Raw genomic sequence first — 21,819 nt, 5'->3', positions numbered from 1 at the left:
AGGCCTAAAGCCTAACGCCCACGAATAGGCGATTACTTCTCGATCCAGGCGTCGCGGAAACCGTCGTTCACGCCGATGCCGGTCGTGATCAGGTTTTTGACGCTGCAGCGGGTGATGGTCGGGAATTGCAGTTCGAGCATCCACGCCACCGGCATGTCCTCGACGAGGATCTTCTGCGCCTTGGCGTAAATCTCCTCGCGCGCCGCATCGGGGAAGGCGACCGCGCCGTCGGCGAACAGCCTGTCGATCTCGGGATTCGAATAGCCTTCGACGTTGTTGAACGGCGAGCCCTTGGCGATCTGGCTCGAGACATAGTTGCGGCCGACGCCGAGCGCGGGATCGCCGTACTGGTAGAGATAGGTGAACGCGATGTCGTAGTCCCACTCACTGACTTTCTGGTTCCAGCCGGGGACGTCGGTCGCGATCATCTCGACGTTGATCCCGACGTCTTGCAAGTTCTGGCGGACCATCTCGGCCCAGCGCTGCCACGTCTCGCCATAAGGCAGCGGCAGCATGCGAACCTTCTCACCCTTGTAGCCGGCTTCCTTGAGCAGGGCCTTCGCCTTGGCCGGATCGTAGTCGTATTTCGGCACCGCGTTGGTGTAGTACTTGATCGCCGAGCCCGACGGACCGGTCGCGATCTTGCCGAGGCCGTTCCAGACCACGTCCTTGGCCATGTTGCGATCGATCGCAAACATCAGCGCCTGGCGAAATTTCTTGTTCGCAGTGGGACCGGAGCGGTTGTTGAGCCAGAGCCAGGAATGCGGGCTGAAGAATTCCCAGCCGGCGCCAGTGACGCAGGTGTTCTTCAGCTTGCTCAGGCGCGGCACGTCGAAATTCTCCACCGAGCCGCCCGGCAGCACGTCGACCTTGCCGGTCTCGTAAGCGACCGAACGCGCGGCGGCGTCCGGAATCACGTGCCAATAGATCTCGTCGATGTTGGGCTTGCCTTTGATGTGGTAGCTCGGATCTTGACGAGGCGGATGAACGAGCCCTTCTGCCATTCCCTAAACATGAAGGGGCCGGTGCCGATAGGCGTGTTGTTGGCTGGGTTGGTCTTGAAATCGGTGCCTTCATAGAGGTGCTTCGGGATCATCGGCAGCGAGCCGACTTCGAAGATGCCGATGAACGGGCCGAACGGCTGCTTCAGCGTGAAGACGACGGTGGATTCATCCGGCGCTTCCACTTTTTCGAGCTGCGCAAGATTGCCGCGTGCGCGCGCGTGCGTCTGCTTCAGGAATTCGATCGAGAACAGCACGTCGGCCGAGGTGAACGGCTTGCCATCATGCCAGGTCACGCCCTTCACGAGCTTGAAGGTGTAGACCTTGCCGTCCTCGCTGACCGACCAGCTTTCGGCGAGACCGGGCAGGGGGTCGAGCTTGGGGCTGTAGCGGAGCAGGCCTTCATAGATATTGCCGGCCACCATCTGCGTCGGGCCGTTCTGCACCAGACCCATCATCAGGCTTGGCGGCTCAGGCTGGATCACGGCGTTGATCACGCCGCCTGCTTTCGGCCCCTCGGCCACCGCCGCGGTGCTCAGCATGCACATCGCAGCAAAGCTCATCAAAATCTTACGCTTGGACATCGCATACCTCGTTTAAAGAAAGGGTTTTTGGCGCTCTCACTTCGGCGAGGGCGGGTCTGTCAGGTCGCAAAGTCGGGATCGGTCCGCTCGAGCATCCGCTTGAAGGCGGCCCATTCGCTGTCGGGCACGCCATTTGTTTCGATCGCGTCGTAGAAGCTTGCGTATTGGCCGGCCGTCTTGCGGGCGACGGCTGCGGATAGCTCGATGATTTCAGCGCCCGACGACTGGATTGCCAGTTGGGCGCGGCAGGAGCGTTCCAGATTGTGCATCAGCTTGAAGGCCTCGGCGACGGAGCGCCCGCAGGTCAGCATGCCGTGGTTGCGCAACACCATCACGAACTTGTCGCCGAGATCGGCGACCAGGCGCGATCGCTCGTCGAGATCGAGCGCGATGCCTTCATAGTCGTGATAGGCGAGGCAATCAGTAAACTGCAGCGACCATTGATTGAGCGGCAGCAGCCCCTGCTTCTGGCAGGCAACGGCGATGCCCGCGACCGTGTGCGTGTGCAGGACGCAGATCGCATCATGCCGCGCGGCGTGGATCGCACTGTGAATGGTGAAGCCGGCCGGGTTGATGCCGAGCCCCGTGGGATCGTCGATGACGTTTCCGTCGAGATCGACCGTCACCAGGTTGGACGCCGTCACTTCCTCGAAGCGCAGGCCGTAGGGGTTGATGAGAAAGCGGTCTTGCCGGCCCGGAAGGCGGACGGAGATGTGGGTGTAGATGCTGTCGTCGAGACCGAGCCGGTGAATCAGCCGGTAAGCCGCCGCGAGGTCGATCCGGATTTGCAGGGTCAGGTCGTCCGCCGCCGGCCAGGCCTTCGCGGTGTGGTGGGCTGCGCTTGTCATTTCCGCCTTATCCATTTTCAACTTTTTCAGCTTGCGTGCCGCGCAGCATCTGGGCAAGATTAAAGTGTCGACAATCGACGATTAAAAAATAACCACGGACTGGCGCGGGTTTAGCCGATGCGGCCTATGTCTCTTCCGGTTGGATTACCGGCACTTGCGGATAGCGATCTGGTCGGTCAGATCGCTCGAATTTTGATGCAGGCCATCGTTCAGGGGCGGCTGCCTCCTGGCTCCAAGGTGGTGGAGGCCGGGGTTGCCCGGGAACTGGGCGTCAGCCGCGCGCCGGTGCGCGAAGCGGCGCGCCTTCTGGAGAAACAGGGGCTGCTGGTCGCGAGCCCGCGCCGCGGCTTTTTCGTCCGCAAACTCGAAATCAGAAACATCGACGAGATCTACGATCTGCGTCTGTGCATCGAGCGCCACGCCAGCGTGCTTGCGGCGAAGCGCCTCTCTCCGGAGTCGCGAGATATGTTGCGGCGGCAAATCGATGTTCTGCACCGGACCGCCGATCTCGACGATCCCGCCCGGCAGGTGGAAGAGGATTATCGCTTTCACCGGCTGATTTTTGAAATCGCGGATAACCGCCGCCTTTTTCGATTGTTCGATGATCTCGCAGCAGAGCTGCGCATGGTCATCGGCCTGATCGGCCGCCTCTACGACGACCCGCATGAGATCGCGAGGACCCACGAGCCGCTGCTGGCGGCGATCGAAGCCGGTCATCCCGAGCGCATCACCGCGCATGTCGACTACCATATCGGCCACGCCTGGCGCGAAGTCGGCAGGCTGGTGCGAGAGCTCACGCCGCCGCTCGGCAATCCCACTGAGCCGAGCAGCATCCTGTTTCCAACCAACGGAGTGTCCGTGTGAAGGCCGTCTACACCGAACTGCATCGAAGCCACGATCCGCAATTCTTCCTGGTGCGCGGCGTGATCAAACGCACCACCGAGCAGCCCGAGCGTGCCGACCGGTTGCTGGCGGGACTTAAGGCCGGCATGCACAGCCTCGTCGAGCCGACGGTGTTCGGCCAAGGCCCGCGGGCGCGCGTTCACAGCGCGGAGTATCTGCGTTTTCTGGAGGAAGCCTGGGACGCCTGGGTTGCGCTCGGCGATTCCGGCTCGGAGATGATCGCCAACATCCACCCGGTTCGCTACGGCGCCACATACCCAACCCATATCGTCGGCCGCCTCGGCTGGCACGCGGCGGATACGGCAGCTCCGATCGGCAAGGGCACTTACGCTGCCGCCTGTGCCGCCACCGACGTTGCCACGACCGCGGCGCAACTCGTCCTGGACGGCGAAGACGCTGTCTATGCGCTGTGCCGGCCGCCAGGCCATCACGCCTATGCCGACATGTCGGGCGGCTTCTGTTTCTTCAACAACAGCGCGGTGGCAGCGGCGCAGCTTCGGCTGCAGCATGAACGCGTCGCAATCCTCGATGTCGACGTGCATCACGGCAACGGCACGCAGGGCATCTTCTATGAGCGCTCCGACGTGCTGACGGTGTCGATCCATGCCGATCCCGTCTTCTTCTATCCCTTCGTGTGGGGATATGCGCATGAGCGCGGTGCCGGTCCGGGTCTCGGCGCCAATTTGAACATCCCGTTGCCAAAGGGCACAGGGGATGACGATTACATCAAGGCGCTCGGCGATGCCGAAAAAACCATCCGCGCGTTTGCGCCCGGCGCGCTGGTGGTGGCGCTCGGCCTCGATGCCTCGGAGCACGATCCGCTCGCCGGTCTTGCGGTGACCACGGCCGGCTTCCGCCGCATCGGCGCCGCGATCGCCCGATTGGGCCTGCCGACGGTTTTCGTCCAGGAGGGCGGTTATCTCTCGGATATTCTCGGCGCCAATCTCACCGCTGTGCTCGGCGGCTTCGAGGAGGCGCGTTAGCCCGCACACGCGCCTCCCGCCACACCTGCTTGCAGGCGATCTCGTGCCGGACAATTATCGACATTGGCCTGCGGCCGGTTTACGCTTCGGAAGCGCGAAGCAGAGAGGAGAGATCGCAATGCTCTATGCCTTGCTGGCTCTCATGGCACCGCTCTGGACCAGATCTCGGGATCGGACGGCCGCGCAACGGGAGGCAACCGATACATCTGTCTCGCGGCTTCTGGTGTTGGTCGCTACCGTTCTTTTCGTGATCCTGTCGATTCTCATCGTCGATCTGTATCGCGACGAATTGCATGCGCTCGGCCTTGCCGGCGGCGCAGAGCGGATCGACGCGATCTTTATGAGCCCGTGAGCTGCCGGGCTGCGACTACTCGATGACGATGCGCGGCGGCGGCCGGTGCGCTGTGCCGGTTACGATCGCGGTCCAGACCTCACGCGCAATACTCACGTAATGCTTGGCGTGAACGCCGTCAGGGCTCGACGGCGACGATCGGTCGGCCATCGTCGGAGGTCTGGCGAATCTGCATATCCAGCGGTATCTCGCCGAGATAGGGAATGCCGCGGCGTTCGGCTTCCGTCCGCGCGCCGCCGTGGCCGAAGATCGGGGTGACGTGGTTGCAGGTCGGGCAGCAGAAGCTCGACATGTTCTCGATCAGGCCCAGGATCGGAATACTCACCTTCTGAAACATGGCGATGCCGCGCCGCGCGTCGATCAAGGCGATGTCCTGCGGCGTCGAGACGATGATCGCACCGGCCAGCGGCGCCTGTTGCGCCATGGTGAGCTGCGCGTCGCCGGTGCCGGGCGGCAGGTCGACGACGAGGATATCGAGGTCGTCCCATGCGACTTCGCGCAGCATCTGCGTGATCGCCGAGATCACCATCGGCCCGCGCCAGATCATGGCGTTGTCTTCCTCGACCAGAAAGCCGATCGACATCACCTTGACGCCGAAGCGCTCCAGCGGCTCCAGCATGCGCGGGCCGAGTTGCCGCGGCTTGCCGCGCAGTCCGAACAGTTTTTGTTGCGACGGACCGTAGATGTCGGCATCGAGAATGCCGGTCTTCAGTCCGAGCGCCGCGAAGCCGAGCGCGAGATTGCACGAGGTGGTGGATTTGCCGACGCCGCCCTTGCCGGAGGCGACCGCGATGACGTGCTTGACACCGGGGATGCCGGCAGCCTTTGACGTCGCGCGGGCCTTGAGATCTGGAGAGGTGGCGGACACTTGCTGCTCACGATCCAAGCGGATCGTCCTTCTTCACTTCGCGCGCGCGCAGATAATCTTCCGTCGACATGACCGGCGGGCGTTGCGGCACCGCATGCGGGTCGAAGCTCTCGTTTACGACCGCTTCGACGCGGCAATCCGCGCACATCTTGATGACGTCGAGGCGCTTCGCGTTGGCGCCCTGGAACATCCAGTGCCTCTCGCCGCCGAGTTTGGCCAGCACGCGATCGATCGAGCTCTTGGTGCCGAACGGTTTGCCGCAGGCGATGCAGTTGAACGGCTCTTCCTCCTTCAGCACGCGCTGCGGCGTGTTCCAGGCCTGGAAGTCGAGACGGGGTTCGATCGTGATGACCTTCTCGGGGCAGGTGGATTGGCAAAGCCCGCACTGCACGCAGAGGCTTTCGGTGAAGCGCAGCATCGCGCGATCGGGGTTATCTGATAGCGCGCCAGTCGGGCAGGCGGTGACGCAAGCATGGCAGAGCGTGCAGCCTTCGACATTCAGGTTCACGGTGCCGAAGGGGGCGCCCGGCGCCAGCGGCACGACCTCGACGGGCACAGGCGCGGCGAGATGAAGCTCGCGAAACGTCGTTTCGAGCACGCCGCGTTTCGCCCCGCGCGGCACAAAGCCGGCCGGCTTTTGCGTGGCGACGCCGTGAGGGGCGGCATCCAGCATGGCGCGCAGTTGGTCCGGATCGTCGGTCTCGATGATCTGGATGATTCCGGCGCCGAAGCCCAGCGCGCTAACGATCCGATCGGACGTCTCGACAGCGCGGCGAAGCGCCGCGATATCGTGGCGTGGCTTGGCGCGCGTTAGCAGCGCGACGCCGCTGCCGCCATAGGCGAAGACGGACGCGATGATCTCCGGTCCGACCTGCGTTACTTCGTTGACGCGCAGCGGCAGTACGTTGGCCGGCAAACCCTCGCCGAACCGCGCCAGGGCATCGATGATGTCCTCGCCATGCTCGCCGTCATGAAACAAGACTACGGCGTCGCTGCCGCCGGCCTTGCGGTAAGTCTGCAGTAGCGTGCGCAGCCGCCGCATCAGCGCGTCCGCGCTCGGCAATGCATAGGACGCCGCGCCGGTCGGACATACGGAAGCGCAGGAGCCGCAGCCGGCGCAGACATTGGCATCGATCGCAACCGCGTTCCCGTTCGGCGTGATCGCGCCGGTCGGACAGAGGTCAAGACAACGCGTGCATCCGGTAATGGACGAGCGCGAATGCGCGCAGAGCGACGGCTCGAAATTGACAAAGCGCGGCTTGTCGAAGGTGCCGACCAGGCCGCCGGCATCTGCGATCGCGCGCTCGACGGCCGCCTTGTCGCGCGGATCGGCGCGCAGATAGCCGGGACGCAGTTCATGCGCGGGGAACAGCGGTGTGCCGCCGGAGAGATCGAGGATCAGATCGCAGGTCGACGTCGCGCCATTGCGCGCCGGCCCGAACACAAGCTTGGCGCGCGAAGAGGGGGATGGCAGCGCGTAGTCGTCGATCGCAAGCTCGAACTGGCCGAGATGGCCGCGGGCGTTGCGGATCGTGCCTTTGAGCACGGGAAATTCGTTGGTGCGGCGCGGGGCCACTTCGCCGGGCTTGGTCAGAAGCACGGTAATGTCCAAACGATCGGCGAGACGCTGCGCCGCCTCGATGGCGATTTCGTCCCGGCCATAGATCAGTGCGACGCCACTGCTCTCGAGCGTCACCAGCGAGAGCGGCGGCATTTCTTCGCCCGCCGCAGCAATCAGCGCTGCGGCTTTCGGACCGGCTGCCGCGGCGTCCTTCGACCAGCCGCCGGTCTCGCGGATGTTGACGAAGGTGAGCTGGGCTTGCGGGGTGTTCTCCGCCACTTCCCGAAACAGCGGCGCTTCCTGGGTGCAGGCAACCGTAATCGGCGCGCCCTCGGCGAGCGCCTCCTTGAAGCGGTCGAGGTCGAGACCGCAAAGCTGATTTGCCTGCGTGATCTTGCCCGCGCAGCCGCGACCGATCGCTTCCGCATCGAGCGGCATGGTCTTCTCGCAACTGCAAATCAGGAGGCGAGACTTCGCCGCACTCATTTTGAAATACCTTGAACCCGGAGCATCAAGCGGGTTGTTGCTTCATCCTACGGTTCTGCGGTAACCGCTCGGACGGATATCTGCAAGATACAAAGGCCGCTCGCGTGGCCAACTTGCACGGAATAGCATACACAAGCGGCTCGTGGAGCAAATCAGGGATTAGCCGCTCGTGATCGTTCGTCCAAGAGATATGGAACAGACGCTCGATTTGCCACCCGGTTATACTTTGGTCGCGTTGCGCGAGCTCGGCGACGCCTTTGCCCATGCTCGCGAGATCGCGGCGGAGGCGGGGGCCGGAACGCTGGTATGGGTGCGCCGCTACGATCTAGTCGAGTTCGCGGTGGTGCTTGAACCCGACGAGCCGCTCAGGTCGGCACGGCGGGCGTTCTTTGCCGGCATGAATGCGCTGGCCGATGCGATTGCGGCTCATTGTCCGCCGGAACGAGAGGTCTGTTTCGACTGGCCCGACGCGATCCGGTTTGACGCGGGATTGCTTGGCGGCGGACGGCTCGGCTGGCCCGCTGAATGCACCGAAGACGACATACCGTCTTGGCTCGTTTTCGGCGTGATCCTGCGCGCTGCCGCCATGGCGCATGTTCCGGAAGTGCAGGCGGCCTCGGGCGTGTCCCTGCTGAGCGAAGGTTTCGAGATGGTCGATACCGATGCGATCATCGAAAGCTTCACTAGGCACCTAATGACCGCGTTCGATCGCTGGAAAGAGCGCGGCTTCGAGGCGATCGCGCGGGACTATCTGGAACGGCTTCCCAAGGGTAAGGCCGGCGAGCGCCGGGGCATCGACGTTAACGGCGATCTTCTGGTCGGCATGCCGGCCGGCGGAGCAGCGCCGGAGCGGAACAGTCTTGTGGATGCGCTGGCAAAAGCCAGTTGGTATGATCCGCAGACGCGCGGTCCAAAATTCGGATGAGGCGGATATGTTGAAGTTTCCGCGAACCATCAGGCTGGACCCGTCCGATACCTTCGTCTTCGAACGGGCGGCGGAACCCGGCGAATGGGCGGTTTCCGGCGCGTTCGTTTTTTGGAACCGGGATCCGGCGACGCTCGGCCAGAAGCAGCGCGTGGCGCTGCGTTCCGGCTTTCTTGGGATCGACAGTCTCGGATGGTCGACGCTTGCCGTCGTCACCGAAGCGAGCGAAGCGGAACGGGAGGCGATGATCGAGCGGCTTGCAAGCCAGTTGCGGGAGAAATTCGGGGCGCCCGATGCGGACGCCGCGCGTCTTGCCGCCGAGGAAGAGATCGCGTTCGCAGCTTCCCTGTGCGAACATCCGCCGCAGACGTTGCTTGCCGTTCAGCGCAGCGTCGAAAACGGCGAGATCCGCGAACGCTTTCGTACCCTTAAAGCCCGCCCCGCTGCCGGGGATGCCGACCGGTTGCACGCGCATGCCAGCGCCTTTACCTTCCATGAAGTCGAAGGCGATGTTGAACCTGCCGAAGAGGTCGATCTTCTCGGGCTGATCAGGACCGACGCCAAGACGACGGATCGTACATGAGAGAATTCTGGGTCGCATCGGGCCATCACCTCACGCGCCGCGCCGATCACGGCGGGCTGGTCGCCACGCCTGAACTCATCATGGCCTATCTGGCGCGGCCCGAATTGATGCCGCCGGCCGACGCCTGCGAGGCCGAGCGCCATTTGCATGCGAGCCTGATGGTCGATCCGCTGCGCCCGGTCTCGAACGCTGATATCGCCGCGCTCGCCGATGCCGATGCGCGCGAAAATTGGTCCTTCATGGTGAATTTCCGCGACCGGCTGATGGCGGCGCCGTCGCTGGAGGCGGTCTATGTCGCGCTCGCCCGCAAGGGGGCCGGCGATCTGCCGCCAATCTTTCTGTCGCAATTGTGCCACCTGATCCTGCGCAACGCGCTCGAAGGCTGCGACGACCCTTATATGTTGCGTGCCGCGGAGGTGTTCTATCGCAGCCAGCTTGCCGCCGTTCACGAAGGCACGTTGCTGCTGGCCGATGCGGAAGTCATCGAGGCGGAGCAGCATGCCCAGCACGACCTGCATTCATCGCCGCTCACGGCCATGCTGCAGCAGCCGAAGTCGTTCGGCGAGATGGACGTCATGGACGACGAAAACGCCTGGACCTACTGGTCGCGGTCGGACGCGCATGCGATGGTGATGAACATCGGCGGCAACAAGAAAGCGCGGGCCGGGCTCTGCCGGGTCATCGAGCGCTGGGTCGCTCATCTGCTCGGCATCACCGTCAGCGTCGAAACCATCGCCGCGATCGAGGATCGCGACTGGCGCTGGTTCATAGGCCTCGACAGCGAGGCGACGCGGATCGGCAACGCGCTGTGGCGTGGCGAGCGGCTGGAGGGCGGCATTGCCGAACGCATCGTAGCGCTGATGCGCCTGACGTTCGAAGATCTGCGGCTGGTGGACGAGCGCGTCGGCGACAAGCCGGCTTACCTCATACTCGCCATGGGCGCGGACAAGGTGGTGAGACTAAAGCCGCAAAACCTGGTCGCGGGGTTGCCGCTGGCCGCGGCCGCGAATGCCACGTGATCCACCGAATGGAGGATGGGACATGGCGATGACGGAAGCATCCCGCGAGGTCGGCGTGGTGGTGCGGCGCCGTTCGATCGACAATCCCTGGATCGACCAGTTGTGGTCGCCGGCAATGATCCTGGATGAGGTGCCCGCGACCGCACCCTGGACTGCGTTGTCCACCGAAGCCGACGCGACGATCTATTACGCGGGATCGGCCAGCATCGACCTGTTCAGCTCGGAAACGGCGAACTACCGCGACAACCTTGCCGATGGGGAGCCGCGGATCTGGGTCGCGTTGCGGCGCCAGGATGGTGGTCCTGAGCTTGAGCTGACGAAAGTGACCGCCGACCCGACCGAAGGGGAGGCGATGTTCGAAAGCGGCTGCGACGTGATCGGCACCGTGCCGATGCCGCCTGAGATCGCGTCATGGATTGCCGCCTTCGTCGATCGATTCCATGTCGAGCGCGTGTTTCACAAGCGCAAGCGGGATCGCGCCAGCGGCGATCGGCCGCGCGTGCCGGGCGGCGGGCCGGACGAGAAGATGGGTCGCAAATGAGTGGTCCGGACGAAGCCGATCGAGACAAGAGCTTTCTGGCGCGATGGTCGCAGCGCAAGCAGGAAGCCAAACAGACCGAGCCGAAGCGGGACACGCCGGCTGCCGACAGCGGCGATTCGCCAGCTCCACCCTCAGCGCAAGCCGAAGCGGTCGAGCCGGAGTTCGATCTCTCGACGCTGCCCAAGCTCGAGGAGCTGACAGAAACCACCGATATCACTGCCTTTCTTCGTAAAGGCGTTCCCGATCATTTGCGGAATGCGGCTTTGCGAAAGTCCTGGGCGTTGGACCCCGCGATTTGCAACTACGTCAGTCCAGCACTTGAATATGCCTACGACTGGAACGCGCCGGGCGGAGTGCCCGGCGGTGGCGAGCTCGGCGCAGGCGTCGACGTGGCGCGGCTGGTCGCGCAAATCATGGGTGAGCAGACGGCCGAAACAACGAATTCCGACGCAGATTCCGGAACCGAGATGGCAGGTCCTTCGCCACAACCGGCTGAACGTGAACTCTCGGCAAGAACGCAGGAAGACCTTCCTGAGGAGTCTTTGCCTGAGGAGTCTTTGCGACAGTCTGATGAACCCTCGACAGAAACGGAACTCGTTTCAGAAGCGAAACGGGATGCAGGGGAACCCGCGTCGGTGGGCGAATCCGAGGCAGCAAAATCTGTTGCGCCGCAGCAACGCGTGCGACGCCATGGCACCGCAAAACCGATTGTTTAGACAAAAGTATTTGCGGACATAGCCCCTGCCTATGCTACAAATTTCTCCCTGGAATAATTCCAGTTCTAAAGTGTGTGCCTGAATAAGAGGCACGCGGGCGCGGGCGGGGAGATATCGGTAGCACCATGCGTGATGCCGGACTGGAACTAGCAATTAAGGCAGCAGGTGGCGTCGGATCGCTGGCGCGGGGGTTAGGCATTGCGCAGCCCTCTGTTTCCGCATGGTCGCGCATACCTGCCGAGCGCGTTCTCGCCGTCGAGACACTGACGCAGGTGGACCGTTTTGCCCTGCGTCCCGATCTCTACGGATCGTCCGAGGATCAGGTGACATCGAAATCCGAAATCGACGAGATCGATCAACTGCGTGCCGCGGAATACGGCCTGTTGTCGTTGCTGCTTGGCAAGGCGCCGGATGCGGAAACGCTGCAACGGGTAGCAACGCTGAAGGGCGACGGCTCCGATCTCGGCATGGCGCATGTCGAACTCGCATCTGCCGCTGCGGCGACGGATGATCGCGCCGTTAGCAAGGAGTTCTTCGATCTTTTCATCGGGCTCGGCCGCGGCGAACTACTGCCCTATGCCTCCTATTATCTCACCGGCTTTCTTCACGAACGCCCGCTGGCGCGGGTGCGCGAGGATCTGCGTGCGCTCGGAATCGAGCGCGCAGGTACGTCGCGGGAGCCGGAAGACCATATCGCTATCCTGCTCGAGGTCATGGCGGGCCTCGCACGCGGCGACTTCGAAGCCGAGTTCGCCGAGCAGGCGCGCTTTTTCGAGCGTCATCTCAAGCCGTGGGCGGCGCGGATGTTCGCCGATCTCGAAATGTCGCAATCGGCGCGCTTCTACCGTGCCGTCGGCCGCACCGGCCGTGTCTTCATGGAATTGGAATCAGAGGCCTTCACGCTGTCCGAGTGACGGTGAAAGGCGACGAGAATAGGAGAGATCGCAATGAGCAAGCCATCTGAGAGTACGGGAAAGTCACAGGCCGCGGGGGTGGATCGGCGCAGCCTGTTTCTGATGGGCGGTTCGGCGGTCGCTGCAGCAGCCGTTGTGCCGCTTGCGGGCACCGAGGCGGCTGCGGACGAGTCGCAGGCCGAGCGCGTGAAGGCGCGCTACAAGGAAAGCGACCACGTCAAGAATTTCTATCGCGTCAACCGCTATTGATGGGACCACGCACATGTTGATGAAACGAAGAGATGGATCCGCGGGCAAGGCGCGTTTGCAGGGCATCGCCGCCGGCCTCGCGTCGGGAGTTCTCGACCGCCGTACGTTTCTGCGGCGGTCCGGTCTGGCGGCCGGCGCGGGCGCCGCGATCGGCCTGATGCCGCTCGGATCGGTGCGCAAGGCGCAGGCAGGGCCTGAGAAGGTCGGCGCGCCCACCGAAATCAGAAAGAACATCTGCACGCATTGCTCGGTCGGTTGCACCGTGATCGCCGAAGTGCAGAACGGCGTCTGGGTCGGCCAGGAGCCGGCGTGGGACAGCCCGATCAACCGAGGCTCGCATTGCGCCAAGGGCGCAGCCGTGCGCGAACTCGTCCATGGCGACCGCCGGCTGAAATATCCGATGAAGCTGGTCAACGGCGAGTGGCAGAAGATCTCGTGGGATCAGGCCATCAACGAGATCGGCGACAAGATGCTGGAGATCCGCGCCAAGTCCGGCGCCGATTCCGTCTATCTGCTCGGCTCCGCGAAGTTCTCCAACGAGGGCGGCTACCTGTTCCGCAAGTTCGCGGCGTTCTGGGGCACCAATTCGATCGATCACCAGGCCCGCATCTGTCATTCGACCACCGTCGCCGGCGTCGCCAATACCTGGGGCTACGGCGCGATGACGAATTCCTACAATGACATGCGCAACTCGAAGACGATCGTCTTCATGGGATCGAACGCCGCCGAAGCCCACCCGGTTTCGTTGCAGCACATCCTCTCCGGCAAGGAGCTCAACCGCGCCAACGTGTTCGTGCTCGATCCGCGCTTCACCCGTACCGCAGCGCATGCCACCGAATATGTGAGGTTCCGCGGGGGCACCGATATTGCCGTGATCTGGGGCATGTTGCACCACATCTTTAACAATGGCTGGGAAGACAAGGAATTCATCAAGCAACGCGTCTACGGCATGGACCAGATCCGCGCCGAAGTTGCGAAGTGGACGCCAGAAGAGGTCGAGCGCGTCACCGGCATTCCCGGCGAGCAACTGAAGAAGGTTGCCGAGACCTTCGCAAAGCAAAAGCCATCGACGATCGTCTGGTGCATGGGTGGCACCCAGCACACCGTCGGCACCGCCAATGTCCGCGCTTATTGCAACCTGTTGCTCGCGACGGGCAACGTCGGGTCCTTCGGCTCGGGCGCCAACATCTTCCGCGGCCACTGCAACGTGCAGGGCGCGACCGATATCGGGCTCGATATCGTGACGCTGCCGCTCTATTACGGTCTGGTCGAAGGCGCCTGGAAGCACTGGGCGCGCGTCTGGGAAGTCGAGTACGATTACCTGCAGTCGCGCTTCGACGAAGTCCCGGCGAAGGCGGGCCGTCCGGCGCGCACCCGCAAGCAGAACATGGAGCTGCCGGGCATCCCGTGGACCCGCTGGTTCGATGCGACGCTCTCCAACCCCGACGACGTCGATCAGCGCGACGCCGTGAAGGGCGTGGTCATCATGGGGCACGGCGGCAACACCGTGCCGCGCATGACGGAGATGGTGAAGGGCCTCGAAAAGCTCGAACTGCTGGTGGTCGCCGATCCGCATCCCACCACGTTCGCTGCAATCTCCGAGCGCAAGAATGGCACTTATCTCTTGCCTGCCTGTACCCAGTTCGAGACCTCGGGCTCGCGTACGGCGTCCAACCGCTCGCTGCAGTGGGGCGAGCAGATCGTCAAGCCGATCTTCGAATCGAAGGACGACTACGAGATCATCTATCGGTTGTCGGAAAAGCTCGGCTTCGCCGACAAGATGTTCAAGAACATCAAGGTCGAGAACAAGCATCCGTCGGCCGAGGACCTCTTGCGGGAAATCAACCGCGGCGGCTTCTCGACCGGCTATTCCGGCCAGTCGCCGGAGCGGTTGAAGGCGCACATGAAGAACCAGGGCAAGTTCGACCTGGTGACCCTGCGCGCCAAGGCGGACGAGCCGGAGATCGGCGGCGACTATTACGGCCTGCCGTGGCCGTGCTGGGGCACGCCGCAGATCCGGCATCCGGGTACGCACACGCTCTACAACACCAACCTTCACGCCAAGGACGGCGGCGGCACGTTCCGCGCGCGCTTCGGCGTGGTCTACGAGGAGAAGCAGCCAGACGGCTCGGTCAAGAACGTCAACATGCTGTCCGAAGGCTCCTACAGCAAGGGGTCGGAGCTCACTGACGGCTATCCCGAGTTCACCTATGGCGTGCTCAAGAAGCTCGGCTGGGACAAGGATCTGACCGCGGACGAGCTTGCGACCATCAACAAGATCGGCGGCAACAACCCTGATGGCGTCGGCTGGGCGGTCGATCTGTCGGGCGGTATCATCCGCGTCACGCTGGAGCACGGCGTGATGGCGTATGGCAACGGCAAGGCCCGCGCGGTGGCGTGGAATCTGCCGGATCCCGTGCCAGTGCATCGCGAGCCGATCTACACCGCGCGGCCCGATCTCGTCGCGAAATATCCGACGCGTCCGGACGGGCGTCAGTTCCGCATGGCCAATGTGGGCTTCTCGATCCAGAAGGCGGCGGTCGAGAAGGGGCTCGCCAAGCAATTCCCGATCATCCTGACTTCGGGACGCCTCGTTGAATACGAAGGCGGCGGCGAGGAAACCCGATCCAACAAATGGCTCGCGGAATTGCAGCAGGACATGTTCGTGGAGGTCAACACCTCGGATGCCGCCGAGCGCGGCATCAAGGATGGCGGCTGGGTTTGGGTTTACGGTCCGGAAAACAGCTCGAAGGCCCGCGTCAAGGCGCTGGTCACCGACCGCGTCGGCAAGGGGGTGGCGTTCATGCCATTCCACTTCTCCGGCTGGTTCCAGGGCGTCGACCAACGCGGCAAATATCCGAAGGGCTCAGACCCGATCGTGCTGGGCGAAAGCGTCAACACGATCACGTCCTACGGTTACGACCCGGTCACCGGCATGCACGAGGGCAAGGTGACCCTGTGCCAGATCCAAGCGGCGTGAGAGGAGAATAGATCATGGCTCGCGTCAAATTTCTTTGTGATGCCGACCGTTGCATCGAGTGCAATGCGTGCGTGACCGCATGCAAGAACGAACATGAAGTGCCGTGGGGCATCAATCGCCGCCGCGTCGTCACCATCAATGACGGCAAGCCCGGCGAACGCTCGGTCTCCATGGCCTGCATGCACTGCACGGATGCGCCGTGCGCCGCGGTTTGCCCGGTGTCGTGCTTCTACACCACCGCCGACGGCGTCGTGCTGCACTCCAAGGACCTGTGCATCGGCTGCGGCTACTGCTTCTACGCCTGTCCGTTCGGCGCGCCGCAATATCCGAAGGTCGGCAACTTCGGGTCGCGCGGCAAGATGGACAAGTGCACCTACTGCGCGGGCGGGCCGGAAGCGGACTCTAGCCCGGCCGAATACGCCAAATACGGCGCCAACCGTCTGGCCGAAGGCAAGCTGCCGATTTGCGCCGAGATGTGCTCGACCAAATCACTGCTTGCCGGAGACGGCGCGATCATCGCCGAGATCTACAAGGAGCGGGTGATGAAGCGCGGCTATGGCTCCGGCATGTGGGGCTGGAAGACCGCCTACAGCGATTCACCGACCGGCTGATGCAACGGCCGCCGCGCTTCGGCGCGGCGGCATCAGGGTAATTCCGATAACCGAAAGGCGTTGTGCAAATGCCAGGCTCATCTTCAATTCTCAGGTTCGCAAATCTCAAATTCGCGGTTTTCAAGCCGCTGCTTGCCGCGCTCGCGCTGTTGTTCGTGTTCGCACAGCCTGCGGCCGCACAGATTTCCTTCAAGCCGACCGCCGAGGCCGTTCAGGAAGACAAGCTTCTGAACGCGCTAAAGGAGGGCGACAAGATCAGCGGGCGCGTATCGATCCCCGACGGGAGTGCTGCCAATCTGATCCAGCCCGCAGGGCGCGACTGGCGCGACTTCCAGCGCAGCAAGCTGCCCTGGATCGGCGGCATTTCCATCCTCGGCATGTTGGCCGTGCTCGCGATCTTCCTGATGGTGCGCGGCCGGATTCGCGTGCACCAGGGATTTTCAGGGAAGACGATGCTGCGCTTCGCGAGCTTCGAGCGGTTCACGCACTGGCTCACCGCAAGCTGCTTCATCATCCTGGCGCTCTCGGGCCTGAACGTCAGCTTCGGACGCGCCCTGATCCTGCCGCTGTTCGGCCCCGACGCTTTCGCGACCATGTCGGCCTGGGCCAAGCTTGCGCACAACTACCTGGCATTCCCTTTCATGCTGGGGCTTGCGATCATGTTCCTGATCTGGATCAAGGACAACATTCCGGGCAAGCTCGATTGGGAATGGCTCAAGCAGGGCGGGGGCCTTCTGTCTGACGACAAGCATCCGCCGGCCAAGCGTTTCAACGCGGGACAGAAGGGGATTTTTCTGGATCGTGATCATCGGCGGCGTGCTGATGTCGGTGTCCGGCTGGTTCCTGCTGTTCCCGTATCTTCCGGGCAACGTCACTGCACTCCAGTTCTGGACCGTGATCCACGCCGTGATCGCGATGCTCTTCATCGCCGCCATGCTGGCGCACATCTATATCGGCTCGATCGGCATGGAGGGGGCGTTTGATGCGATGGGAACGGGTGAGGTCGATCTCAACTGGGCCAAGGAGCATCACGCGATCTGGGTCAAGGAACAGCAGGCAAAGGGCGAAGCTCCATCTGATGGCACGGCCCGCGCAGTACCGGCCGAATAGTCCGGTCAGGCGCAAGTAAAACGTGAGGAAGTGACATGAAATCCTTTGTTGCGGCTGTGGCTTTTGCTGTGGTTGCCGCCGTCGGCGTCGCGATGGTTCTCAACACCATTCAGGAGCCAAGCTCCGTCGCCTTTACGACCACGGGCGCCAGGGTCAGCGATCCCGGCCACAATCTGATCGGCCCGGGCTGACGCCGGCGGTGGGCGTGCCTGACGTCACGCTGGCGTGGCCGGTTGAAATTCGCCTGCCGAAGGATCGCCGCACGTTGCGCGTTGCCTTCGATGACGGCCGCACATTCGATCTCTCCGCTGAATTGCTCCGGGTCACCAGCCCATCCGCCGAAGTGCAGGGGCATTCCGAAGCCGAGCGCAAAACCGTCGGCGGCAAACGCAATGTCACCATTCTTTCGGTCGATCCTGTCGGCAATTATGCCGTCAGATTAGGATTCGACGACATGCACTCGACCGGCATCTACTCCTGGGCGTTCCTGCGCGATCTCGGCGAGAATGCCGAGCAGCGCTTTCGGGACTACCTCGACGACCTGCAGGCCAAGGGGCTCGACCGCGACCGGCCGGGCGTACGCTGAGGCCGCCGGCAAATGGGACAATCGGTTTCGGCGAAAGCTCCACGTCGCAACAGGGGCCGATCGGCCCTTCTGGCGCTTGCGGCCGTGCTGATCGCTCTGCCGATCGGCGCAACGGCCGCCGTCGCGCAACTGCGCGGGCATGGTGGGCCGGTTCGGGCGCTGGCGATATCGGCCGACGGGCAAAGCGCGATCTCCGGCAGCTTCGATTCGACCTCGATCCGCTGGTCTCTCACGCGCAACGCGGCCGAGCAGGTGCTTCGGTTCCATTCGGACGCCGTCAATGCAGTCGGCCTGCTCAGGGACGGCCGTGCGGCGACCGCGGGGGCCGACGGTCGGATTGCGATCTGGACTTCCGGAAAGATCGAGCCCGATCTCGTGCTGGAAGGCCACACGGCGCCGATCGTGGCGCTTGCCGTATCGCCTGATGGTGCGACGCTCGCGTCGGCGTCGTGGGATCACACGGTGCGGCTCTGGCCGCTCGCAGGCGGCGCGCCGCGCGTGCTCGATCAGCATACCCAGAACGTCAACGGCGTGGCGTTTACGGCCGATGGCCGCACGCTGGTCAGCGTCAGCTACGACCTCAGCGTTCGCATCTGGCCGCTGTCGGGCGCGCAGCCGCCGACCGTCATTCCGATGCCGACACCGCTCAACGCCGTGGCCGTAGGCCGTGACGGTGAAATCGCGGTCGGCGGTGCCGACGGCAAGGTCTACTTCCTGACCGCCGGCGGCGCGCGCGCCGGCGAGGTTGCGGCAGGGCCAAGGCCGGTGATCTCGATTGCGATTTCGCCTGATGGAGCGCATGTGGCCGCCGCGGGCATCGGCGGCACGGTCGCGGTGATCGACCGCAAGGCGCGTACGCTCGCGCGCACGCTGGTTGGTCCGGGCCTTCCGGTCTGGTCGGTCGTATTCGCACCCGACAGCCGCACGCTGCTCACGGGCGGCGCTGACAACATCATCCGGCGCTGGAACGCCGCGACAGGCGAGCCGGTCGATCCGCTTCTCGTGGAAACGGCAGGAGATCCGCTCGCCGCCTATGCCGGCGATCGCGGCGCGGAGGTCTTTCGCGCCTGTGTGGCCTGCCATACGCTTGGTGCCGATCAGGTCAACCGCGCAGGCCCCACGCTCGCCGGCATCTTCGGCCGACGAATTGCAACCGCGCCCGGATATAATTTTTCCGAAGCGCTGAAGCGCCTCGATATCGTCTGGACGCCGGAGACGGTTTCCAAATTGTTCGAGGTCGGGCCGCAGGCCTACACGCCCGGCACCAAGATGCCAGAGCAGCGCATCGGCTCGGAGCAGGACCGCGCCGCGCTGGTGCAATTCCTCGAGCGGGCGACAAAGCGATAAGGTCGATCGGCGCGGCGACTATGCCGATTGCGTCAATGCTTCGCGGGTGGTGTCGAGAAGACCAGCGACATATCTTCGTACTCTTCGATCGGCAGCCTGGTTACGCCCGCGGAGGCCGCAGATTTCTTCGACAACGCCGCGCCAGTGGTTACGGTAGAGCGTTCATGGGAAATTGAGTACGAGCGCATCGTGGTTGCGACCGCGAGCAGGGCGACTGCCACGAATCCGGAAATCAACAGCTTCATGGAAAACTCCGTTGGTTCGCAATGCAGTGTGGCTTGCACCACCGCAATACGGCCAACGGTCACGCGCGAATGTGGCCTGCATCACCTATCACGATCTTGTTTTTGACGATCGGGCCGGTTCCCTAGCGCGTAGCGAGACGCGCGTCCGCACTGCTGAACGTTTTCCAGCGGCGAACTACGCACATGGAGCGGAAGCTGCTTACGGAGCAGGACGACGACCGGTCCGCGGGTTGAGCGGACCCGTTGGCCGGCGCCTCAAGGCTTCCGGCAGGAATTTTTCGTCCGGAGCGGCAACGGCGATAGAGCGAACGTCCGCCGCGCATTGGGCGCGTTCGTGCTCAGTCTGATTGTCCTTGAACCTTCGCTTGACGTCGAGGCCACCAACGGGATCGTTGACGCCGTGTTGAATGTCCCTGAAGTCGTCCACAAGATCCTCCCCGACTTCGATCGATGCGCACGTTCGGGAAACGCGGAGGGGAGAATCGGGTTCCTCCTGCATCCGTCAGGAGGCGTCGTTAAATTGAAGCATTAAATGGAACCGGCTGTGCCACGCCCAATTGACTCCAGGTGAAGCGAGATGGAGCGGCAGATGAGCGACAGCACCGTCAAGAAGGTATCCAGCAAAACCGCACCCAAGGGAACGATGGGTCAAACCTATCTCGTTTCCGGCAAACGGCTCTCGATGCGCCTATGGGAAAACGAACAGCCGCAAAGCGACGTATCCCGGCCGAGAGATTACGAAACCGTGGGCTATGTCGTGAATGGACGTGCTGAACTTGTCATTGAGGGCCAGACGATAAGGCTGGAGCCAGGAGACTCCTGGCTGGTGCCTGCGCATGCCGAACACAGCTATCGCATTCTCGAACCATTTACGGCCGTGGAGGCGACCGCACCGCCCGCGCAAGTGCATGGCCGCGACGAAGTGAAAGCGTAGCCGGCACACAACAGGATTTTGGGAGAACGTGATGGGACTCGAAGCAGTCTATTTCATCGGAGCGTTCGTGCTTCTTACCGCGCTGATCTATGGGACGCTGAGCTATCGTTATCGCAACAGGGCCGCGACGCAGGCCGGCGATGAAATCGTGAAGCAGCGGTATCGGGAGAACCAGGGCTGAGGCCGGGAAAATTCGATTTTCTAACAGGAGTATCTGCAACAGGAGTATCTTGGCCCGGATGAGCCAACGGATCGCGCGAATGCGCGCCCCGCGGCGAGCGCAATAGCGCTCGCGTAGTGATGACAAGCTCCGCGACATCCGCGTGGTCTCGGGCACTTGTCTACGACGATCTACATCCGACTTCGCTGGACTGCGGGCATCACAGCACGCCTTGCGCGTCCTCGGCGCCGAGTGGGGTCTTATAACCGCCGTCGCGACCGGGGACGCCAATATGAATCTCGTGCCCCTCGCGCATCGCCAGCGACGCGGCGGCGACAGCCGCTTCGAAGGCTGCTTCCTTTGTGTCATATCTATGCGGCGCATTCCCGTCATGGAGGACCGTCCACCCGTCCGGCTCGGAGACGATCATGTATTCGGCCAATCCCATCGGAGCCTCCTTGCTGTTCGCAAGGCCAACGTCGAGACCGTTGCCGGGTTCCGATCGGACTGACCGCTTGGCAGGGCGTCAGGCGCGCAGTGCCGGGCGCCTAGGGTGTCCCTGCTGTGAAGGGGAGCGGTCAGGTTTTCGGGGGACGTCCACGCTTGGCAAATGTCAGTCCCTGCATGTCGGCCGCATTCTGTAGAAGACCTGCGCGCTTCAAGGCCTCGCTTCGTGCAGGACCATGAGGCATGGCCCGCGCCTTCTCCAGCGCTGCCAGCGCTTCGAATGCAGGTCCCGCTGGGGCCGATCTTCGACTTTCCTCTTGTCCATTCAGAAAGACTAGGAGGCGGGAACATCGCCTGTCTGTACGATCCTAGACGTTGGAACCCCGCATCCACCGATTTATCGGAACAAAATCCCGTAGTTTCCGCTTCCAATTCTGGAGGTGTCCCAATGAGCAAGGAAAAGCCCACCGATGATCCGCGCCAGCAGACCGACTGGGGATCACACAAGCAGACTGACAAGCCGTGGAAAGAGAAGCCGGAGAAGGAGCAACGGTCGTCGTCGAAAATAGACCTGGAAAAGTGGCATGAGACCAACACCCATTAGTCTACTGCGTCTATGACGCAGGAGAGCTAGCCCGGCGCTGTGGGGATGGATGGAGACACTGCAGATGCTTGAAGAGAAATTGAAGGAAGCAATCGTTGCTGAACTGAAACGGCAGGCAGCGAATGATCCGCGGACGCTCAGCATCGATGACTCCGAAGGACTCGTCGTCAAGGGCAGGATCGATCTGGACGATCTGACGATGGTGATTGCGGGAGCCGTTGCCGGAGGACCGTGAGCGTTTCCGCCAAGGCTGTCATCCGCT

General features: G+C 63.1%; 26 protein-coding genes and 2 pseudogenes. 20 read left to right on the top strand and 8 right to left on the bottom strand.

The features are described 5' to 3' along the window. Window positions 1-32: 32 nt before the first annotated feature. Window positions 33-1,564 (bottom strand): annotated as a pseudogene (locus ACFXS9_RS03055) (ABC transporter substrate-binding protein). Window positions 1,565-1,644: 80 nt separating this feature from the next. Continuing rightward, complete coding sequence (locus ACFXS9_RS03050; protein ID WP_392685028.1) at window positions 1,645-2,433, bottom strand: class II aldolase/adducin family protein; 789 nt, start codon at window positions 2,431-2,433, stop codon at window positions 1,645-1,647. Between the two features lie 117 nt (window positions 2,434-2,550). Here ACFXS9_RS03050 and ACFXS9_RS03045 point away from each other — a divergent pair, with 117 nt between their 5' ends. The 3 genes from ACFXS9_RS03045 to ACFXS9_RS03035 all read left to right on the top strand — a co-directional run bounded on the left by ACFXS9_RS03045 (window position 2,551) and on the right by ACFXS9_RS03035 (window position 4,671). After that, window positions 2,551-3,297 (top strand): GntR family transcriptional regulator, encoded by a 747-nt coding sequence (locus tag ACFXS9_RS03045; protein ID WP_392685025.1) that lies wholly within the window; start codon window positions 2,551-2,553, stop codon window positions 3,295-3,297. After that, window positions 3,294-4,319 (top strand): histone deacetylase family protein, encoded by a 1,026-nt coding sequence (locus ACFXS9_RS03040; RefSeq protein WP_392685023.1) that lies wholly within the window; start codon window positions 3,294-3,296, stop codon window positions 4,317-4,319. Before ACFXS9_RS03045 ends, ACFXS9_RS03040 begins: the two co-directional genes overlap by 4 nt. Window positions 4,320-4,437: 118 nt before the next feature. After that, entirely contained in the window at window positions 4,438-4,671 is a 234-nt protein-coding gene (locus tag ACFXS9_RS03035; protein WP_392685020.1) for a hypothetical protein, read from the top strand. A gap of 15 nt (window positions 4,672-4,686) precedes the next feature. Here ACFXS9_RS03035 and ACFXS9_RS03030 read toward each other — a convergent pair whose 3' ends face one another. The 3 genes from ACFXS9_RS03030 to ACFXS9_RS03020 are packed head-to-tail and all read right to left on the bottom strand — an operon-like array spanning window position 4,687 to window position 7,586. Next, the gene (locus ACFXS9_RS03030) at window positions 4,687-4,821 is read right to left on the bottom strand and encodes a hypothetical protein (protein ID WP_392685017.1); all 135 of its coding nucleotides are present in this window, start codon (window positions 4,819-4,821) and stop codon (window positions 4,687-4,689) included. After that, window positions 4,790-5,539 carry an Mrp/NBP35 family ATP-binding protein gene (locus ACFXS9_RS03025; RefSeq protein ID WP_392685015.1) on the bottom strand — a complete coding sequence of 250 codons (750 nt, stop codon included), beginning with the start codon at window positions 5,537-5,539 and terminating at the stop codon, window positions 4,790-4,792. The genes ACFXS9_RS03030 and ACFXS9_RS03025 overlap by 32 nt, the downstream gene beginning before the upstream one ends. A 7-nt stretch (window positions 5,540-5,546) precedes the next feature. Beyond that, window positions 5,547-7,586 (bottom strand): 4Fe-4S binding protein, encoded by a 2,040-nt coding sequence (locus tag ACFXS9_RS03020; protein ID WP_392685012.1) that lies wholly within the window; start codon window positions 7,584-7,586, stop codon window positions 5,547-5,549. Window positions 7,587-7,776: 190 nt separating this feature from the next. On the opposite strand from ACFXS9_RS03020, the gene ACFXS9_RS03015 reads away from it, so the two are divergent. The 13 genes and pseudogenes from ACFXS9_RS03015 to ACFXS9_RS02955 all read left to right on the top strand — a co-directional run bounded on the left by ACFXS9_RS03015 (window position 7,777) and on the right by ACFXS9_RS02955 (window position 19,167). Next, window positions 7,777-8,511: a biotin/lipoate--protein ligase family protein gene (locus ACFXS9_RS03015; RefSeq protein ID WP_392685009.1), complete on the top strand. Its 735-nt coding sequence runs from the start codon at window positions 7,777-7,779 to the stop codon at window positions 8,509-8,511. Between the two features lie 7 nt (window positions 8,512-8,518). Next, complete coding sequence (locus tag ACFXS9_RS03010) at window positions 8,519-9,094, top strand: DUF6505 family protein (RefSeq protein ID WP_392685006.1); 576 nt, start codon at window positions 8,519-8,521, stop codon at window positions 9,092-9,094. Beyond that, window positions 9,091-10,113 (top strand): DUF6352 family protein, encoded by a 1,023-nt coding sequence (locus tag ACFXS9_RS03005; protein WP_392685003.1) that lies wholly within the window; start codon window positions 9,091-9,093, stop codon window positions 10,111-10,113. Before ACFXS9_RS03010 ends, ACFXS9_RS03005 begins: the two co-directional genes overlap by 4 nt. 22 nt (window positions 10,114-10,135) lie before the next feature. Next, window positions 10,136-10,654 carry a DUF3305 domain-containing protein gene (locus ACFXS9_RS03000; RefSeq protein ID WP_334409801.1) on the top strand — a complete coding sequence of 173 codons (519 nt, stop codon included), beginning with the start codon at window positions 10,136-10,138 and terminating at the stop codon, window positions 10,652-10,654. Continuing rightward, on the top strand, window positions 10,651-11,370 hold the full coding sequence (locus ACFXS9_RS02995) for a DUF3306 domain-containing protein (RefSeq protein ID WP_392684999.1): 720 nt from the start codon (window positions 10,651-10,653) through the stop codon (window positions 11,368-11,370). The genes ACFXS9_RS03000 and ACFXS9_RS02995 overlap by 4 nt, the downstream gene beginning before the upstream one ends. 125 nt (window positions 11,371-11,495) lie before the next feature. After that, a complete protein-coding gene (locus ACFXS9_RS02990) occupies window positions 11,496-12,284 on the top strand; it encodes a molecular chaperone TorD family protein (RefSeq protein ID WP_392684996.1) in 789 nt (262 codons plus the stop codon). 33 nt (window positions 12,285-12,317) lie between these two features. Then, entirely contained in the window at window positions 12,318-12,533 is a 216-nt protein-coding gene (locus ACFXS9_RS02985) for a hypothetical protein (protein WP_392684993.1), read from the top strand. A gap of 13 nt (window positions 12,534-12,546) precedes the next feature. Then, a complete protein-coding gene (locus tag ACFXS9_RS02980; protein WP_392684990.1) occupies window positions 12,547-15,513 on the top strand; it encodes a formate dehydrogenase subunit alpha in 2,967 nt (988 codons plus the stop codon). Between the two features lie 14 nt (window positions 15,514-15,527). Further along, window positions 15,528-16,124 (top strand): formate dehydrogenase FDH3 subunit beta, encoded by a 597-nt coding sequence (gene fdh3B, locus ACFXS9_RS02975; RefSeq protein ID WP_392684987.1) that lies wholly within the window; start codon window positions 15,528-15,530, stop codon window positions 16,122-16,124. 68 nt (window positions 16,125-16,192) lie between these two features. Continuing rightward, a pseudogene (locus tag ACFXS9_RS02970) lies at window positions 16,193-17,234 on the top strand (formate dehydrogenase subunit gamma). Between the two features lie 35 nt (window positions 17,235-17,269). Beyond that, window positions 17,270-17,425 carry a hypothetical protein gene (locus tag ACFXS9_RS02965; RefSeq protein ID WP_392684984.1) on the top strand — a complete coding sequence of 52 codons (156 nt, stop codon included), beginning with the start codon at window positions 17,270-17,272 and terminating at the stop codon, window positions 17,423-17,425. 14 nt (window positions 17,426-17,439) lie between these two features. Next, window positions 17,440-17,820 carry a gamma-butyrobetaine hydroxylase-like domain-containing protein gene (locus ACFXS9_RS02960; RefSeq protein ID WP_392684981.1) on the top strand — a complete coding sequence of 127 codons (381 nt, stop codon included), beginning with the start codon at window positions 17,440-17,442 and terminating at the stop codon, window positions 17,818-17,820. A gap of 12 nt (window positions 17,821-17,832) precedes the next feature. Then, the gene (locus tag ACFXS9_RS02955) at window positions 17,833-19,167 is read left to right on the top strand and encodes a c-type cytochrome (RefSeq protein ID WP_392684978.1); all 1,335 of its coding nucleotides are present in this window, start codon (window positions 17,833-17,835) and stop codon (window positions 19,165-19,167) included. Between the two features lie 32 nt (window positions 19,168-19,199). Here ACFXS9_RS02955 and ACFXS9_RS02950 read toward each other — a convergent pair whose 3' ends face one another. Together ACFXS9_RS02950 and ACFXS9_RS02945 are read right to left on the bottom strand one after the other, a co-directional pair. After that, entirely contained in the window at window positions 19,200-19,412 is a 213-nt protein-coding gene (locus tag ACFXS9_RS02950) for a hypothetical protein (protein ID WP_392684975.1), read from the bottom strand. A gap of 199 nt (window positions 19,413-19,611) precedes the next feature. Then, a complete protein-coding gene (locus ACFXS9_RS02945) occupies window positions 19,612-19,839 on the bottom strand; it encodes a hypothetical protein (protein ID WP_392684972.1) in 228 nt (75 codons plus the stop codon). A 162-nt stretch (window positions 19,840-20,001) separates the two neighbouring features. Here ACFXS9_RS02945 and ACFXS9_RS02940 point away from each other — a divergent pair, with 162 nt between their 5' ends. Both ACFXS9_RS02940 and ACFXS9_RS02935 read left to right on the top strand, forming a co-directional pair. Then, a complete protein-coding gene (locus ACFXS9_RS02940; RefSeq protein ID WP_334382866.1) occupies window positions 20,002-20,346 on the top strand; it encodes a cupin domain-containing protein in 345 nt (114 codons plus the stop codon). A gap of 31 nt (window positions 20,347-20,377) precedes the next feature. After that, a complete protein-coding gene (locus tag ACFXS9_RS02935; protein ID WP_176722018.1) occupies window positions 20,378-20,527 on the top strand; it encodes a hypothetical protein in 150 nt (49 codons plus the stop codon). Between the two features lie 199 nt (window positions 20,528-20,726). Here the strand turns inward: ACFXS9_RS02935 and ACFXS9_RS02930 are convergent, their stop codons facing one another. Continuing rightward, a complete protein-coding gene (locus tag ACFXS9_RS02930) occupies window positions 20,727-20,954 on the bottom strand; it encodes a DUF2188 domain-containing protein (RefSeq protein ID WP_392684968.1) in 228 nt (75 codons plus the stop codon). 447 nt (window positions 20,955-21,401) lie between these two features. Between ACFXS9_RS02930 and ACFXS9_RS02925 the strand changes: the two genes are divergently transcribed. Both ACFXS9_RS02925 and ACFXS9_RS02920 read left to right on the top strand, forming a co-directional pair. Continuing rightward, a complete protein-coding gene (locus ACFXS9_RS02925; protein ID WP_392684965.1) occupies window positions 21,402-21,557 on the top strand; it encodes a hypothetical protein in 156 nt (51 codons plus the stop codon). A 49-nt stretch (window positions 21,558-21,606) separates the two neighbouring features. After that, window positions 21,607-21,792 carry a hypothetical protein gene (locus ACFXS9_RS02920; RefSeq protein WP_392687345.1) on the top strand — a complete coding sequence of 62 codons (186 nt, stop codon included), beginning with the start codon at window positions 21,607-21,609 and terminating at the stop codon, window positions 21,790-21,792. Window positions 21,793-21,819: the final 27 nt, after the last annotated feature.

This window comes from Bradyrhizobium sp. RDI18, assembly GCF_043203335.1.
In the GTDB taxonomy this organism is placed as follows: Bacteria; Pseudomonadota; Alphaproteobacteria; order Rhizobiales; family Xanthobacteraceae; genus Bradyrhizobium; species Bradyrhizobium retamae.
The sequence above is the reverse complement of the archived record's forward strand: the minus strand, read 5'-3'. Positions and strand labels throughout refer to the sequence as shown.

What these genes read in the sequence shown, in the direction of transcription:
- ACFXS9_RS02965 (WP_392684984.1), top strand. Translation starts at nt 17,270, where the DNA reads ATGAAATCCTTTGTTGCGGCTGTGGCTTTTGCTGTGGTTGCCGCCGTC.
- ACFXS9_RS02920 (WP_392687345.1), top strand. Translation starts at nt 21,607, where the DNA reads ATGGAGACACTGCAGATGCTTGAAGAGAAATTGAAGGAAGCAATCGTT.
- ACFXS9_RS02985 (WP_392684993.1), top strand. Translation starts at nt 12,318, where the DNA reads ATGAGCAAGCCATCTGAGAGTACGGGAAAGTCACAGGCCGCGGGGGTG.
- ACFXS9_RS03050 (WP_392685028.1), bottom strand. Translation starts at nt 2,433, where the DNA reads ATGACAAGCGCAGCCCACCACACCGCGAAGGCCTGGCCGGCGGCGGAC.
- ACFXS9_RS03000 (WP_334409801.1), top strand. Translation starts at nt 10,136, where the DNA reads ATGGCGATGACGGAAGCATCCCGCGAGGTCGGCGTGGTGGTGCGGCGC.
- ACFXS9_RS03030 (WP_392685017.1), bottom strand. Translation starts at nt 4,821, where the DNA reads ATGGCCGACCGATCGTCGCCGTCGAGCCCTGACGGCGTTCACGCCAAG.
- ACFXS9_RS02940 (WP_334382866.1), top strand. Translation starts at nt 20,002, where the DNA reads ATGAGCGACAGCACCGTCAAGAAGGTATCCAGCAAAACCGCACCCAAG.
- ACFXS9_RS03045 (WP_392685025.1), top strand. Translation starts at nt 2,551, where the DNA reads ATGCGGCCTATGTCTCTTCCGGTTGGATTACCGGCACTTGCGGATAGC.
- ACFXS9_RS02955 (WP_392684978.1), top strand. Translation starts at nt 17,833, where the DNA reads ATGGGACAATCGGTTTCGGCGAAAGCTCCACGTCGCAACAGGGGCCGA.
- ACFXS9_RS03005 (WP_392685003.1), top strand. Translation starts at nt 9,091, where the DNA reads ATGAGAGAATTCTGGGTCGCATCGGGCCATCACCTCACGCGCCGCGCC.
- ACFXS9_RS02980 (WP_392684990.1), top strand. Translation starts at nt 12,547, where the DNA reads ATGTTGATGAAACGAAGAGATGGATCCGCGGGCAAGGCGCGTTTGCAG.
- ACFXS9_RS03010 (WP_392685006.1), top strand. Translation starts at nt 8,519, where the DNA reads ATGTTGAAGTTTCCGCGAACCATCAGGCTGGACCCGTCCGATACCTTC.
- ACFXS9_RS02950 (WP_392684975.1), bottom strand. Translation starts at nt 19,412, where the DNA reads ATGAAGCTGTTGATTTCCGGATTCGTGGCAGTCGCCCTGCTCGCGGTC.
- ACFXS9_RS02925 (WP_392684965.1), top strand. Translation starts at nt 21,402, where the DNA reads ATGAGCAAGGAAAAGCCCACCGATGATCCGCGCCAGCAGACCGACTGG.
- ACFXS9_RS02995 (WP_392684999.1), top strand. Translation starts at nt 10,651, where the DNA reads ATGAGTGGTCCGGACGAAGCCGATCGAGACAAGAGCTTTCTGGCGCGA.
- ACFXS9_RS03035 (WP_392685020.1), top strand. Translation starts at nt 4,438, where the DNA reads ATGCTCTATGCCTTGCTGGCTCTCATGGCACCGCTCTGGACCAGATCT.
- ACFXS9_RS03020 (WP_392685012.1), bottom strand. Translation starts at nt 7,586, where the DNA reads ATGAGTGCGGCGAAGTCTCGCCTCCTGATTTGCAGTTGCGAGAAGACC.
- ACFXS9_RS02935 (WP_176722018.1), top strand. Translation starts at nt 20,378, where the DNA reads ATGGGACTCGAAGCAGTCTATTTCATCGGAGCGTTCGTGCTTCTTACC.
- ACFXS9_RS03015 (WP_392685009.1), top strand. Translation starts at nt 7,777, where the DNA reads ATGGAACAGACGCTCGATTTGCCACCCGGTTATACTTTGGTCGCGTTG.
- fdh3B (WP_392684987.1), top strand. Translation starts at nt 15,528, where the DNA reads ATGGCTCGCGTCAAATTTCTTTGTGATGCCGACCGTTGCATCGAGTGC.
- ACFXS9_RS02930 (WP_392684968.1), bottom strand. Translation starts at nt 20,954, where the DNA reads ATGGGATTGGCCGAATACATGATCGTCTCCGAGCCGGACGGGTGGACG.
- ACFXS9_RS02990 (WP_392684996.1), top strand. Translation starts at nt 11,496, where the DNA reads ATGCGTGATGCCGGACTGGAACTAGCAATTAAGGCAGCAGGTGGCGTC.